The sequence below is a fragment of the Bacillus cereus group sp. BfR-BA-01408 genome, from assembly GCF_022663305.1.
In the GTDB taxonomy this organism is placed as follows: domain Bacteria; phylum Bacillota; class Bacilli; order Bacillales; family Bacillaceae_G; genus Bacillus_A; species Bacillus_A pacificus.
The window spans coordinates 1-14,857 of record NZ_JAKUFF010000092.1 but is presented as its reverse complement, the minus strand read 5'-3'; the positions used below and the strand labels follow the sequence as shown (position 1 = coordinate 14,857).

The window sequence follows — 14,857 nt, the reverse complement described above, 5'->3', positions numbered from 1 at the left end:
GAACACGGAAGTTAAGCTCTCTAGCGCCGATGGTAGTTGGGACCTTGTCCCTGTGAGAGTAGGACGTCGCCAAGCAACTAAAAACACAAGTCTTTTGACTTGTGTTTTTTTTATTTCCCATGAAATAGGTTCGGTTCTGCTAGTAAAAAATTCGAAATATAGTAAGGAATTTTTTGAGCAGAAATAGTAAGAAATTGATAAATAAATGGGTAATCTTCAGAGCCATAGCTTCCAAGTAAATCATACCACCAATCTGTTTCGTATCTAGAAATCATACTTAAATTGTAGAGCAATAAATAATGAACGAGAAGTTCAGGTAATACGGGTGTAGGATTTCTAGGATCAGTTGTGAGTGGTAAGTAATAAGTATCAGCGAGATATTCGTAATATAAAGGCGTACTATATATAGGATTCCACGATTGGATAGGAGCCGTAAAAAGTAAATTGGATGCGCTCGTTTTCCCGGGGACATGTTGCACGGATAAGTGCTTACAAATTGATTCAATATAACGTGAAAATCTTTCTGAAGTCATATGAAGTCGATCTAGTATATTGACTGAAAAGGAAAGTTCATTTGCATTTGTTGAATCAATTTTATATAAAGTGGAACCTCGCCGACTATAGCAAAATAAGCTTTGTAATTCAGGAATATTCCCCATTAAATCCAACATGTTAAACTTCTCTGATTCTAAGTGTTTCATGTGAAACAGTTGTTCTGCAACATGAGTAAATAGTCCATTTTTTTGTACCTTTACCTCATCTTCTAAAAATTGATATCCCTGTTTTTTCCGCTTACGAGTCGTAACGCCATGAGCTAAAACAGTAGTGGATTCAGGATAGTTTGGATCAATAGTTAATAAGCATGCTTTAAAAAGTTGGCTCATTCCATAAAACAATAACATTGGCTGAATCGAAAAGGGAGCTACCTTATATAATTCGTAATAATTTTTCCCGTGTTCTAAATAATAAATAAAAGGATAACAATTTTCGAAACTTTTTTTTTCGGCATTTTGTATCGAGGATTTTTCATAACAACGGGCAAGATAACGTTGTACATTTTGAGATGAAAAGAAGAAACTTAGTTGCTGCCAAGTACAATGTGTTTGATGCATATATTACGCTCCTTTTATTGTCTAAAAATTCTAACATATATATACGTCCTTGACAGTATTTTAACCAATTGATAAGCTACTAATAATAATTTCTGGTATCATGGGGGGAACAATTATGTGGGAATCTAAATTTGTTAAAGAAGGTTTGACTTTTGATGACGTATTACTTGTACCAGCAAAGTCAGATGTACTACCAAGAGAAGTAAGTGTTAAAACAGTTTTATCTGAAAGCTTACAGTTAAACATCCCGTTAATTAGTGCAGGAATGGATACAGTAACAGAAGCGGATATGGCTATTGCAATGGCTCGTCAAGGCGGTTTAGGGATTATTCATAAAAATATGTCTATTGAACAACAAGCCGAGCAGGTTGATAAAGTAAAACGTTCTGAAAGTGGTGTTATTTCAGATCCTTTCTTTTTAACTCCAGAACATCAAGTGTATGATGCAGAGCACCTTATGGGGAAATATCGTATCTCAGGTGTACCGGTTGTAAATAATTTAGACGAGCGAAAATTAGTTGGTATTATTACAAACCGTGATATGCGTTTTATCCAAGACTACTCAATCAAAATTTCCGACGTAATGACAAAAGAACAGCTAATTACAGCTCCAGTTGGTACAACGCTAGACGAGGCTGAAAAGATCCTACAAAAGTATAAAATTGAAAAACTCCCTCTTGTTGATAACAACGGTGTATTACAAGGGCTTATTACAATAAAAGATATTGAAAAAGTAATTGAATTCCCGAATTCTGCGAAGGATAAGCAAGGGCGCTTATTAGTTGGAGCAGCAGTTGGTGTAACGGCTGATGCTATGACTCGCATTGACGCATTAGTAAAAGCTAGCGTAGATGCAATCGTACTTGATACAGCTCATGGACACTCTCAAGGCGTTATTGATAAAGTAAAAGAAGTTCGTGCAAAGTATCCATCATTAAATATTATCGCTGGAAATGTTGCTACTGCTGAAGCAACAAGAGCATTAATTGAAGCAGGTGCAAACGTAGTTAAAGTTGGTATTGGACCAGGCTCTATCTGTACAACACGTGTTGTAGCTGGGGTTGGTGTACCACAATTAACAGCGGTTTATGATTGTGCAACAGAAGCTCGTAAACACGGTATCCCAGTTATCGCTGACGGTGGTATTAAGTACTCTGGTGATATGGTTAAAGCTTTAGCAGCAGGAGCACATGTTGTTATGCTAGGTAGTATGTTTGCTGGTGTTGCTGAAAGTCCTGGTGAAACTGAAATTTATCAAGGTCGCCAATTTAAAGTATATCGTGGTATGGGTTCTGTCGGAGCGATGGAAAAAGGAAGTAAAGATCGTTATTTCCAAGAAGGAAATAAAAAACTTGTTCCAGAAGGTATTGAAGGACGAGTACCATATAAAGGACCTTTAGCAGATACGGTTCATCAATTAGTTGGTGGATTACGCGCAGGTATGGGATATTGCGGAGCACAAGATTTAGAATTCTTACGTGAGAATGCACAATTTGTTCGTATGTCAGGTGCTGGTTTACTTGAAAGTCATCCTCATCATGTACAAATTACAAAAGAGGCTCCAAACTACTCATTATAATGTCTTATATATAAATAGACGGAGATTTTATATCTCTGTCTATTTTTTTTTGATTATGTTAGAATAACGGTTATGTGAGTACATAGATATTGGGGGTAGCAAAAGTGAAAGGTATGTTTTGCAAAAGATTCATTGCACTAGTAACAATGTTTACACTAGCTTGTAGTATGTTGTTACCATATAGCAATGCATCAGCTGAAACAGGAGCTGCTTTAAATATTGAAGCAGGTGCGGCAATTTTAGTTGAAGCGAATTCTGGAAAAATTTTATATCAAAAGAATGCAGATGAATTATTATCCATTGCTAGTATGACGAAGATGATGAGTGAGTATTTAGTTCACGAAGCAGTAGATAAAGGAAAGCTTAAGTGGGATCAGAAAATTAAGGTTTCTGAATATGCGTATAAAGTTTCACAGGATGCTTCATTATCAAATGTGGCATTAGAAAATGGTGGCTCTTATACAGTAAAAGAGTTATACGAGGCAATGGCAATCTTCTCTGCAAATGGTGCAACGATTGCATTAGCAGAAGCAATTGCAGGTAAAGAAGTAGATTTCGTAAAAATGATGAATGATAAATCGAAAGAACTAGGGTTGAAAAATTATAAATTTGTCAATTCTACAGGTTTAACGAATAAAGATTTAAAGGGAATGCATCCAGAAGGAACAACAGCGGATGAAGAAAATAAAATGTCTGCAAAGGATGTTGCAACTTTAGCACAACATTTAATTAAAGATTATCCAAAAGTGTTAGATACAGCAAAAATCCCGAAAAAAGAATTCCGTCCAGAAAAAGAGAAGTTTGCAATGTCGAACTGGAACTGGATGTTAAAGGGCTTAGTTAAAGAATATGATGGCGTAGATGGCCTAAAAACAGGCTCAACTCCAGAAGCGGGAGATTGCTTCACTGGTACGGTTGAAAGAAACGGTATGCGTTTTATTTCTGTAGTGATTAAAACAAGTTCTCATACAGCACGTTTTGATGAAACAAAGAAGCTATATGATTATGGATTTGCTAACTTTGAAATGAAACAAATGTATAAAAAAGGTTCTTCAGTAAAAGGACAAGAAACAGTACGAGTAGAAAATGCGAAAGATAAAGATGTAGCAGTTCAAACGAAACAAGCCATTTCACTTCCAGTACCAAAAGGAAGTAAAGATGTTTATAAAACTGAATTAAAAGAATCAAGTAAGGGACAAGAGGCACCTATTAAAAAGGGAGCTGCACTTGGTCAAATGGTAATTACGCCAAAAGATACAAACGATCCTGGATTTTTAACTGGTAAGTCGTTGCAAGTGGATCTTGTAACAACAGCTGAAGTAGAAGAAGCAAACTGGTTTACTCGTGCTATGCGCGGAATTGGTTCTTTCTTTAGTGGTATATGGAATAGTGCTGTTGATACAGTAAAAGGTTGGTTTTAAAAGCTCCTCATTGTAGGGGCTTTTTCTTATTCCTATTTTTCATACCGACTTTATGAAAAAGTAGTAGACAAGCATCTGATAGTTAGTGGTAGAATGTAAGAGTATTCTTAATTTTCGCCTTTAACGGGGAAAAGCAATTCACCTAGGGGGGTTTTTGTAACATGACAAACGTAACAGGGACAGAACGTGTAAAACGTGGAATGGCAGAAATGCAAAAAGGCGGCGTTATTATGGACGTAATTAACGCTGAACAAGCAAAAATTGCAGAAGAGGCAGGCGCAGTTGCCGTTATGGCATTAGAGCGCGTACCAGCAGATATTCGTGCAGCAGGTGGCGTTTCTCGTATGGCAGACCCAACAATCGTTGAAGAAGTTATGGGTGCTGTGTCAATTCCGGTTATGGCAAAATGCCGTATCGGTCACCTTGTAGAAGCGCGTGTATTAGAATCATTAGGGGTAGACTATATCGATGAGAGTGAAGTATTAACTCCTGCCGATGAAGTATACCATTTAAATAAACGTGATTACACAGTTCCATTTGTATGTGGTTGCCGTGATATCGGAGAAGCTGCACGTCGTATTGCAGAAGGTGCATCTATGCTTCGTACAAAAGGTGAACCAGGAACAGGAAACATTGTAGAGGCAGTGCGTCATATGCGTCAAGTCAATGCAGAAATCCGTCAAGTTGCAAGTCTACGTGAAGATGAGTTAATGACATATGCAAAAAATACTGGTGCTCCTTATGAAGTACTACTTGAAATTAAACGCCTTGGTCGTTTGCCGGTTGTAAACTTTGCAGCAGGTGGTGTAGCAACACCTGCAGATGCAGCATTAATGATGCAACTTGGTGCGGATGGTGTATTTGTTGGATCTGGTATCTTTAAATCAGAGAATCCAGCGAAATTTGCACGTGCAATCGTTGAAGCGACAACTCATTATGAGGATTACGAGTTAATTGCAAGCCTTTCTAAAGGATTAGGTAATGCGATGAAAGGTATCGAAATTTCAACGTTACTACCAGAGCAACGCATGCAAGAGCGTGGATGGTAATTGAAGGAGAACTTTAAAATGGTGAAAATCGGTGTACTAGGTCTTCAAGGTGCAGTTCGTGAACATGTAAAATCAGTTGAAGCAAGTGGTGCAGAAGCTGTTGTTGTAAAGCGTATAGAACAACTTGAAGAGATTGATGGTCTTATTTTACCAGGCGGTGAAAGTACAACTATGCGCCGTCTTATTGATAAGTATGCTTTCATGGAACCACTTCGTACATTTGCGAAGTCTGGTAAACCAATGTTTGGTACATGTGCAGGAATGATTCTTCTTGCAAAAACACTTATTGGCTATGACGAAGCACATATTGGTGCTATGGATATTACAGTTGAGCGCAATGCGTTTGGACGTCAAAAAGATAGCTTTGAAGCTGCACTTTCTATTAAAGGTGTGGGAGAAGATTTTGTTGGCGTATTTATTCGTGCCCCGTATGTTGTAAATGTAGCGGATAATGTTGAGGTACTTTCTACACATGGTGATCGAATGGTAGCGGTAAGGCAAGGGCCGTTTTTAGCTGCTTCTTTCCATCCGGAATTAACGGATGATCATCGTGTAACAGCATACTTTGTAGAAATGGTAAAAGAAGCGAAAATGAAAAAAGTTGTATAAGTAACTTGCAACTTGTATAAGATTATAGTAAATTGATGGTAACAATTTTATAAAATAAGCGTGTTGATAGGAAATAGTAACAAATGTCGTTTCTTATAGAGAGTCGATGGTTGGTGGAAATCGATAGAAACAGTTTGTGAATCCATCCTGGAATGGAATGTGGAATATCTTTATGATTAGTAAACATTCCCGGTGAAGAGCCGTTATTTCTACTTGAGAGGAAAGCGGTAATGCTTTCAACTAGGGTGGCAACGCGGGTTAACTCCCGTCCCTTTATATAGGGACGGGAGTTTTTTGTGTTTTATAAAATAAAAGGAGGAGTATATAATGCTTGATATTAAATTTTTACGTACAAATTTTGAAGAAGTAAAAGCTAAGTTACAGCATAGAGGCGAAGATTTAACTGATTTTGGTCGCTTTGAAGAATTAGATACGAGAAGAAGAGAACTACTTGTTCAAACAGAGGAACTAAAAAGTAAACGTAACGAAGTATCTCAACAAATCTCTGTATTGAAGCGCGAAAAGAAAGATGCAGAAGCTCTAATTTTAGAAATGCGTGAAGTTGGAGAAAAAGTAAAAGATCTTGATAACGAACTTCGTACAGTTGAAGAAGATCTAGAAAGATTGATGCTATCTATTCCAAATATTCCTCACGAATCTGCTCCAGTTGGTGAAACAGAGGATGATAATGTAGTAGCCCGCACTTGGGGAGAAGTGAAGGAATTTGCTTTTGAACCAAAACCACATTGGGATCTTGCTACAGATTTAGGAATTCTAGATTTTGAACGTGCTGGAAAAGTAACAGGAAGCCGCTTCGTATTCTACAAAGGTGCTGGCGCAAGATTAGAGCGTGCTTTAATTAGCTTTATGCTGGATCTTCATACTGATGAGCATGGATATGAAGAAGTATTACCTCCGTATATGGTAAACCGTGCAAGCATGACAGGGACAGGACAACTTCCGAAGTTTGAAGAAGATGCATTCCGTATTGAAAGTGAAGACTACTTCTTAATTCCAACAGCTGAAGTACCTGTAACAAATATGCACCGTGATGAGATCTTAAATAAAGAACAATTGCCTATAAGATATGCTGCATTTAGCTCTTGTTTCCGTTCTGAAGCAGGTTCAGCTGGCCGTGATACACGTGGTTTAATTCGTCAGCACCAGTTCAATAAAGTAGAGCTTGTGAAGTTTGTAAAACCAGAAGATTCTTATGAAGAGTTAGAAAAACTAACAAATGATGCAGAACGCGTGTTACAATTATTAGAGTTGCCATATCGCGTTATGAGCATGTGCACAGGCGATTTAGGATTTACGGCAGCGAAGAAATACGATATTGAAGTATGGATTCCAAGCTATGGCACATATCGTGAAATCTCTTCTTGTAGTAATTTCGAGGCTTTCCAAGCGAGACGTGCAAATATCCGTTTCCGTCGTGAGCCAAACGGCAAACCAGAACATGTTCATACATTAAATGGATCTGGTCTTGCAATTGGACGTACGGTGGCAGCTATTTTAGAGAACTACCAACAAGAAGATGGTACAATTATAATTCCAGAAGTTCTTCGCCCTTATATGGGAGGAAAAACAGTTATTAAGTAAATTTATAAACATTCATCGGTATGAGTGATTGGTAATTATGAGCGTTGTCAGTACTATGATGTAGGAGAGGAAAAGTAAAATTTTCCTTTCCTCATAATTTATTTTAGTAGGGTTGACTAACTGTTTTTCTTTTGATATTATATTTGATGTCAATATGGAGGTATACCCAAGTCTGGCTGAAGGGATCGGTCTTGAAAACCGACAGGCGGCGAGAGTCGCGCGGGGGTTCGAATCCCTCTACCTCCTCCAGATATAATTGACAACAGCGCATATAAGTGGAGATTGGAGAACTCGTTACCACACGTAACGAGTTTTTATTTTAAAACCAATCATAAAGTATGGTGTAAGGCGATTTTGTCCTTATTACACACTCATATTCCGATGATTATCTTCATAGATATGAAAGGAGTCAACATGGATCTTATTATACAAACGTTTCCTTTAGATGGAAAAACTTTATATTATGTACAATGTCCTGTCTGTAAGAACAATAGAATTTTAAACAGTGGTGCAAATGTATCACGCATTATTAGCGATGATACATTCCGTAAACTTTGTGGTTGCACTTGTGATGTAAAGCAAACTGCAACAAAAGTAGAGGCACCAAAAAAAGTTAAAAAAGAAGCTGGAAAGAAAGAAGCAGCTCCAAAACGTACAGGTAAAGTATTAACAGCAGTAATTAACGGGAAAGAAATGACTGTTAAAGAGATTGCTGAGGCGTACGATATTAGTACAAGTACTGTTCGTCAGCGTATTAACGCTGGAAAACCTGAGAGTGAAATTATTGCTCCAACAAAGAAAAAGTAATTTAATAGAAAAACCCGTGCATATGCACGGGTTTTTTATTTTACAAGTTTACGTGTTTGTTTTAAAAAATGACCGATTTTTTTAATGATTGGTTCAATGGAATCGCCATCTTTTAAAATATCGTATTCATTAATGTTTAATCGTAAAACAGGGCATGAATTAAAGTTGTTAATCCAGTTTTCATAACGCCCATGCATCTCTTTCCAATACTCGATTGGTGTTTGCTGTTCCATCGGACGTCCACGTTCTTGGATACGATCAACGATATCATCGAAAGAACCTTCTAAGTAAATTAATAAATCTGGATGTGGGAAGTAAGGAGTCATGACCATAGCGTCAAATAAACCTTTATATGTTTCATAATCAGTTTCCGTCATTGTACCTTTTTCGTGATGCATTTTTGCAAAAATGCCAGTGTCTTCATAGATAGAGCGATCTTGAACAAAACCGCCACCGTATTCAAAAATTCTTTTTTGTTCTTTAAATCGTTCTGCTAAAAAATACACTTGTAAGTGAAAACTCCAGCGTGTGAAATCAGCATAGAACTTGTCCAAATACGGATTAGAATCTACCTTTTCAAATGATGTGCGATACCCTAAAGCGTTAGCCAATGCAGTTGTCATAGTGGATTTACCGACACCTACTGTTCCAGCGATAGTGATTACTGCGTCATTTGGTATATCATATTTTTGCCTTAAATTCATTATTATTTCGACTCCTTTAAGAGAGTATTTTGAAGGGCAGATAGGATGACGTTTAAATCATCAGGATTTTTTACAAAATCCATATCGTCTCCGTTAAATTTCAATACTGGGATATCTGGATGGTCCTTTTTAAAAGCATCCATTGCTGTTTCGTAATCTTTTGTGAGCTGTAGTAAGTAATTTGGATCCATATTTTTTTCGAATTCTCTTCCGCGCATTGCGATTCGCTTTTGTAATGTTTCTAGGCTAGCTGTTAAATAAACGATAACGTTTGGAACTGGCATATCTTGTGTAAGGATACGATAGATTTGCATGTACTTGTCATATTGAGAATCTTTCAATGTACGGGATGCAAAAATTACATTTTTGAATATATGATAATCCGCTACTACTGGCTTCCTTTGATTCAAATACTTTATGTTAATATCTTCTAATTGTTTGTATCTATTACAAAGAAAGAACATCTCTGTTTGAAAACTCCATTCGTCGATGTCTTCATAGAACTTTCCTAAAAAGGGGTTTTCATCAACAATCTCTTTCAGTAAGTGGAGTTGCATGTGAGTTGAAATTTCCTTCGCAAGTGAAGTTTTTCCAACACCAATTGGTCCTTCAACCGTGATAAATGGTACTCCGGTCACGCTGTTTCCTCCTTTCAATCAGTGATTTACCGTGACTACTAAAAACACAAAACAGAATTATTGTAGCACAAGAGGGAAGCGAGCGGGTTAATTTGATATAAAAAGTTGGAAAATAGATATATGTATTAATCAAATTTTATTTGAAACGACGGTACTATATTTGCTTTTAATGTGGTTTCCATTATTTTTAAAGCATGTAAGTTATCCTGATCATCATTAGAGGCAATACAGTCCTGTGGTACATACAATGTATAATTCCTCATATGAGCATCGTTAGCTGTAAAGAGGATACATATATTCCCGGCGACACCTGTTAATATTAGATTTTCTATTTTTAAATAGCCTAATAAAGAATTTAAAGGTGTTTCATAAAAAGCAGAGTAATGTGGTTTAATAAAAATGTAATCATCAGCATTTGGAGCGATCTTATGAATGATATTTTCACTATACTCATTTGTACAATGAGTAATCAATTGGTCAATATCAGATCTCCAAAGTTGATAATGGTCATTAATATAAATGATGGGACAACCGAAGGATTTCATTGTCTTCTTTAATTGTAAAATAGGAGTGGTTATAATTTCGCATTTTTTGGCTAGGATAGGCCCGTGTGAAAATTGAAAGTCATTAATCATATCGATAATGAGTAAGGCAGTATTCTTCATATGTAATCCCCTCTCTTTTTTCTTAGGGTGGATTGAATTTGTAAAAGTTATCCCATGTGTAGTAAATGGAAATAAGTGTACTTTATTTGTAATGAAAGGACTATGTTATGGAACGTGATCAAGATATTTATTTTATGCAGTTAGCAATAGAAGAGGCTAAAAAAGCAGAGGCAATACAAGAAGTACCGATTGGTGCAGTTATAGTATTAAATGGTGAAGTAATTAGTGTTGCTCATAATTTAAGGGAGACTGAGCAAAGATCAATAGCTCACGCTGAGTTGTTAGCTATTGATGAGGCATGCAAAAAATTAGGGACATGGCGTTTAGAAGATACGACGTTATATGTAACATTAGAGCCTTGTCCGATGTGTGCGGGTGGAATTGTTTTATCACGAGTAAAGCGAGTTGTATATGGTGCGAGTGATCCGAAAGGTGGATGTGCAGGGACATTGATGAATCTGTTAACGGATGAACGCTTTAATCATCAATGTGAAGTAGTGGCTGGTGTATTAGAAGAAGAGTGCGGTACGCTATTAACGAACTTTTTTAGAGCGCTTCGTAAAAAAAGAAAAGCGATTAAGAAATTAGAGAAAAGTAAAGAGAATTAACGTATTTGCATTTTATAAAAAAACAAGTTATACTGATAGTGCCTTTAATGAAGGCAACCGAATATTGGTTTTAACTTTGCCGTGCTAAGCGGGGAGGTAGCGGTGCCCTATACTCGCAATCCGCTCTAGCGAGGCCGAATCCCTTCTCGAGGTTATGTTGCTGTAAGGTCTGCCTTAAGTAAGTGGTGTTGACGTTTGGGTCCTGCGCAACGGGACCCCGTGAACCTTGTCAGGTCCGGAAGGAAGCAGCAATAAGCGGGTCTTCTCGTGTGCCGCAGGAGTGCCTGAACCGAGCTAACTGCTTAAGTAACGCTTATGGTACGTAATCGACAGAAGGTGCACGGCAGTTATATATGTATACAAAACTCACCTTAATACTAAGGTGGGTTTTTTGTATAGAAAATAACTTTTGGAATCTATAAACAGAATGGGTTATAATAAATGAGATAATAACCTTTGAGGGAGGCCGTATTTTCGTGTCATACCAAGCGTTATACCGAACATGGAGACCGCAAAAGTTTGAAGATGTAGTCGGTCAAAAGCACGTGACAAAAACGTTGCAAAATGCCCTTCTTCAAGAGAAAGTTTCACATGCTTATTTATTTTCTGGGCCGAGGGGAACAGGAAAAACGACAATTGCAAAAGTGTTTGCAAAAGCAATTAACTGTGAACATGCTCCGGTAGCTGAACCTTGTAATGAATGTCCTTCTTGTTTGGGGATTACACAAGGATCTATTTCAGATGTATTAGAAATTGATGCGGCTTCAAATAACGGTGTAGATGAAATTCGAGATATTAGAGATAAAGTAAAATATGCTCCAAGTGCTGTAGAATATAAAGTATACATTATTGATGAAGTTCACATGCTTTCCATGGGTGCCTTCAATGCGCTTTTAAAAACGTTAGAAGAACCGCCAGGACATGTTATCTTTATTTTAGCGACAACAGAACCGCATAAGATACCGCCTACAATTATTTCGCGTTGCCAACGTTTCGAATTTCGAAAGATATCAGTAAATGATATTGTTGAGAGATTATCGACAGTTGTGAACAATGAAGGTACGCAAGTAGAAGATGAGGCATTACAAATTGTTGCACGTGCCGCTGAAGGTGGTATGCGTGATGCGCTCAGTCTTATTGATCAGGCAATATCTTATAGTGATGAGACTGTTACGACAGAAGATGTATTAGCTGTAACAGGGTCTGTTTCTCAGCAATACTTAGGCAACTTAGTAGAATGTATACGTGAAAATGATGTATCAAGAGCATTACGTATCATAGATGAGATGATGGGTAAAGGGAAAGATCCAGTACGCTTTATGGAAGATTTCATTTACTATTATCGTGATATGCTTTTATATCAAACTTCACCACAATTGGAACATATGTTGGAACGAGTGATGGTTGATGAGCAATTCCGGACGTTAAGTGAAGAAATGCAACCGGAAGTAATCTATGAGATCATTCATACTCTTAGTAAAGCGCAACAGGAAATGAAGTGGACAAATCATCCGCGAATTTTCTTAGAAGTTGTTATGGTACAACTGTGTCAACAGTTTATGATGCAAGCAAATGGTGCAGATCGTTTACAAGCAATTATGAACAGGATGCAGCAATTGGAGAAAGAGCTAGAACAAGTCAAAAAGAATGGTGTGCCGGCCGGTGTGCAGCAGGAAGTCAGAGAGACGCGTGCAGCACCAAAGCCAGTACGGACAGGAAGTATGAAGATACCTGTCGGACGCGTAAATGAAGTATTAAAGCAAGCGAAGCGTCAAGATTTAGAACAATTAAAAGCTGTATGGGGAGAGTTGTTAGGAAGACTCAAAGCATACAACAAAGTAGCGTTTGCTGTTTTATTAGAAAATAGCGAACCGGTAGCGGCTTCAGATGATACTTACGTTTTAGCGTTCCAATATGAGATTCACTGTAAAATGGCAAGCGAAAATCGAGAGGCTATGGATACAGTGGAACAAACTTTATTTGAATTGCTAAGTAAAAGATTAAATATGATTGCCATTCCAAAAAGTGAATGGGGTAAAATCCGTGAAGATTTTTTACAGCGTGAAGGTGGAAGTTCTGAAGAAAGCCCAGAGAAAAAAGAAGATCCTCTTATAGAAGAGGCTGTAAAATTAGTAGGGCAAGAACTCATTGAAATAAAAGAGTAATAATAATTAGGAGGAATTAATTATGATGCGTGGCGGAATGGGAAATATGAATAACATGATGAAACAAATGCAAAAGATGCAAAAGGAAATGGCAAAGGCGCAAGAAGAACTTGGCGAAAAAACAGTTGAAGGTACAGCTGGCGGCGGTATGATCACAGTTATTGCAAATGGTCATAAGCAAATTCTTGAAGTAAAAGTGAAAGAAGAAGTTGTAGATCCAGAAGATATCGAAATGTTACAAGACTTAGTGTTAGCTGCAACAAACGATGCACTTAAAAAAGCTGATGAACTTTCAAACTCTACAATGGGTAAATTTACAAAAGGCTTAAACTTACCGGGTGGAATGTTCTAGGAGGATATTGATATATGCATTATCCAGAACCAATATCAAAACTAATTGATAGTTTTATGAAATTGCCAGGAATCGGACCGAAAACAGCGGTTCGATTGGCGTTTTTCGTATTAGATATGAAAGAAGATGATGTGTTAGGTTTTGCAAAAGCACTTGTAAATGCGAAGCGAGACTTAGCATATTGTTCTGTATGCGGGCATATTACTGACCGTGACCCTTGTTATATTTGTAACGATTCACATCGAGATCAATCAGTTGTTTGTGTCGTGCAAGAACCGAAAGATGTAATCGCGATGGAAAAGATGAAAGAGTATCAAGGTGTATATCATGTGTTACGTGGTGCTATCTCTCCAATGGAGGGAATTGGACCAGAAGACATTACTATCCCGCAACTTCTAAAGCGACTACACGATGAAACAGTACAAGAAGTAATATTAGCAACAAATCCTAATATTGAAGGGGAAGCTACAGCGATGTATATATCCCGCCTCTTAAAGCCGACAGGTATTAAAGTAACTCGTATTGCACACGGTCTGCCAGTTGGTGGAGATTTAGAATATGCAGATGAAGTGACACTGTCGAAAGCATTAGAAGGTCGTAGAGAAGTATAAGAGGAGAAACAAAAATGTTCTTTCAAAAAAAGGGTAAATTGCGTAAAGAGTATGATGATAAGCTAATTGTACTGTTAGAAAAGGTGAAGAATGAATGGTTACGTCAAAAGAGAATGGTTGAACAAAGTGTTGAACCATCTCAAGATGTACTTTGTTCTTTGAAAATAGCAGAGGCGAAATATTTCTTCTTGCTAAAAGAAGCAAAACGTCGTCCTGTAAAGATGGAGCAATGGTAAAAGGTTCTGCTGAAAAAGCAGGGCCTTTTTATTTTATTTGTTTGGAAAGATCGATTAATGTTTTTTGTGAAGAACGTGTAGCAGAATCAAGGTGAATAAAATGAAACGACTGGAGTTATATAATAAACGTTCTTTTTTATCGTCTTGTCCCATACAAATAAATGTGTATAGGTCATTCATAAGGAGGAAAAAATGAATTCTACAATTATTATTGTTGGTATTCTTGCGTTAGTTTTTATTTTCCTTGTTTTTGGTGTTTCTTCTAAGCCGTTACGTTTTATAGGAAAAGCGCTCTTTCATGTTACTTTAGGAGTAGCATTACTTTTTATCGTAAATGTTGTAGGAACATATTTTGATTTTCATCTTCCAATTAACTTGGGTACTGCAACAATCACAAGTTTATTAGGTCTACCCGGTGTTGCTGCATTAGTGGTTATTAAGCTTTATATCATGCCAAGATAAATTTATTTTGGCATTTTTTTAAAAAGTGTTGACTTGTGAATGGTTAATATGGTAAATTAATAAGCGTCGTCAGGAACGAAAGAAAAAGTTGTTGACAGATTCAACGCAAGATGTTAAATTATAAAAGTCGCTGAAACGCGATGTTGAACTTTGAAAACTAAACGAAACAAACAACGTGAAACGTCAATTTTTATTTTAGATGCTAGACAAACTAACTTTATTGGAGAGTTTGATCCT

Annotated in this window: 16 protein-coding genes, 1 tRNA gene, 1 other RNA gene and 1 other annotated feature; of the genes, 14 read left to right on the top strand and 4 right to left on the bottom strand. The window is 37.1% G+C overall.

Annotated elements, in window-relative coordinates; translation table 11 throughout:
• Positions 1-110 precede the first annotated feature (110 nt).
• Entirely contained in the window at positions 111-1,112 is a 1,002-nt protein-coding gene (locus MR083_RS23850) for a YaaC family protein (protein WP_242269925.1), read from the bottom strand.
• A 115-nt stretch (positions 1,113-1,227) separates the two neighbouring features.
• On the opposite strand from MR083_RS23850, the gene guaB reads away from it, so the two are divergent.
• From guaB to MR083_RS23815, 7 genes are all read left to right on the top strand, one after another.
• Entirely contained in the window at positions 1,228-2,691 is a 1,464-nt protein-coding gene (gene guaB, locus MR083_RS23845) for an IMP dehydrogenase (protein ID WP_000264079.1), read from the top strand.
• A gap of 113 nt (positions 2,692-2,804) precedes the next feature.
• Positions 2,805-4,112, top strand: coding sequence for a D-alanyl-D-alanine carboxypeptidase DacA (gene dacA / locus MR083_RS23840; RefSeq protein WP_242269926.1), 1,308 nt, complete (start codon positions 2,805-2,807; stop codon positions 4,110-4,112).
• Positions 4,113-4,273: 161 nt separating this feature from the next.
• On the top strand, positions 4,274-5,161 hold the full coding sequence (pdxS, locus tag MR083_RS23835) for a pyridoxal 5'-phosphate synthase lyase subunit PdxS (RefSeq protein WP_000186156.1): 888 nt from the start codon (positions 4,274-4,276) through the stop codon (positions 5,159-5,161).
• Between the two features lie 18 nt (positions 5,162-5,179).
• Entirely contained in the window at positions 5,180-5,770 is a 591-nt protein-coding gene (gene pdxT, locus MR083_RS23830; protein WP_000238781.1) for a pyridoxal 5'-phosphate synthase glutaminase subunit PdxT, read from the top strand.
• 54 nt (positions 5,771-5,824) lie between these two features.
• Positions 5,825-6,046, top strand: a binding site (T-box leader).
• A gap of 51 nt (positions 6,047-6,097) precedes the next feature.
• Entirely contained in the window at positions 6,098-7,372 is a 1,275-nt protein-coding gene (gene serS, locus MR083_RS23825; RefSeq protein ID WP_000884181.1) for a serine--tRNA ligase, read from the top strand.
• A 156-nt stretch (positions 7,373-7,528) separates the two neighbouring features.
• Positions 7,529-7,621 (top strand) — tRNA-Ser (locus tag MR083_RS23820).
• 165 nt (positions 7,622-7,786) lie between these two features.
• Positions 7,787-8,179 (top strand): sigma factor-like helix-turn-helix DNA-binding protein, encoded by a 393-nt coding sequence (locus tag MR083_RS23815; RefSeq protein ID WP_000364199.1) that lies wholly within the window; start codon positions 7,787-7,789, stop codon positions 8,177-8,179.
• Positions 8,180-8,214: 35 nt separating this feature from the next.
• Here the strand turns inward: MR083_RS23815 and MR083_RS23810 are convergent, their stop codons facing one another.
• The 3 genes from MR083_RS23810 to MR083_RS23800 all read right to left on the bottom strand — a co-directional run bounded on the left by MR083_RS23810 (position 8,215) and on the right by MR083_RS23800 (position 10,186).
• Entirely contained in the window at positions 8,215-8,883 is a 669-nt protein-coding gene (locus tag MR083_RS23810) for a deoxynucleoside kinase (RefSeq protein ID WP_001053585.1), read from the bottom strand.
• A 2-nt stretch (positions 8,884-8,885) separates the two neighbouring features.
• A complete protein-coding gene (locus MR083_RS23805; RefSeq protein ID WP_000148224.1) occupies positions 8,886-9,521 on the bottom strand; it encodes a deoxynucleoside kinase in 636 nt (211 codons plus the stop codon).
• A 125-nt stretch (positions 9,522-9,646) separates the two neighbouring features.
• Positions 9,647-10,186, bottom strand: a complete 540-nt coding sequence (locus MR083_RS23800; RefSeq protein WP_000798717.1) for a cysteine hydrolase family protein — start codon at positions 10,184-10,186, stop codon at positions 9,647-9,649.
• Between the two features lie 107 nt (positions 10,187-10,293).
• Between MR083_RS23800 and tadA the strand changes: the two genes are divergently transcribed.
• From tadA to MR083_RS23765, 7 genes are all read left to right on the top strand, one after another.
• Positions 10,294-10,794, top strand: a complete 501-nt coding sequence (tadA, locus tag MR083_RS23795; RefSeq protein ID WP_242269924.1) for a tRNA adenosine(34) deaminase TadA — start codon at positions 10,294-10,296, stop codon at positions 10,792-10,794.
• 79 nt (positions 10,795-10,873) lie between these two features.
• Positions 10,874-11,138: signal recognition particle sRNA large type (gene ffs / locus MR083_RS23790), an RNA gene on the top strand.
• Between the two features lie 132 nt (positions 11,139-11,270).
• The gene (gene dnaX / locus MR083_RS23785) at positions 11,271-12,959 is read left to right on the top strand and encodes a DNA polymerase III subunit gamma/tau (protein ID WP_000121557.1); all 1,689 of its coding nucleotides are present in this window, start codon (positions 11,271-11,273) and stop codon (positions 12,957-12,959) included.
• Positions 12,960-12,984: 25 nt separating this feature from the next.
• Positions 12,985-13,311 (top strand): YbaB/EbfC family nucleoid-associated protein, encoded by a 327-nt coding sequence (locus MR083_RS23780; RefSeq protein WP_001996460.1) that lies wholly within the window; start codon positions 12,985-12,987, stop codon positions 13,309-13,311.
• 14 nt (positions 13,312-13,325) lie between these two features.
• On the top strand, positions 13,326-13,922 hold the full coding sequence (gene recR, locus MR083_RS23775; protein ID WP_242269923.1) for a recombination protein RecR: 597 nt from the start codon (positions 13,326-13,328) through the stop codon (positions 13,920-13,922).
• 14 nt (positions 13,923-13,936) lie between these two features.
• Positions 13,937-14,158, top strand: coding sequence for a YaaL family protein (locus tag MR083_RS23770; protein ID WP_000466020.1), 222 nt, complete (start codon positions 13,937-13,939; stop codon positions 14,156-14,158).
• Positions 14,159-14,350: 192 nt separating this feature from the next.
• Positions 14,351-14,620 carry a pro-sigmaK processing inhibitor BofA family protein gene (locus tag MR083_RS23765; RefSeq protein ID WP_001089264.1) on the top strand — a complete coding sequence of 90 codons (270 nt, stop codon included), beginning with the start codon at positions 14,351-14,353 and terminating at the stop codon, positions 14,618-14,620.
• Positions 14,621-14,857 lie beyond the last annotated feature (237 nt).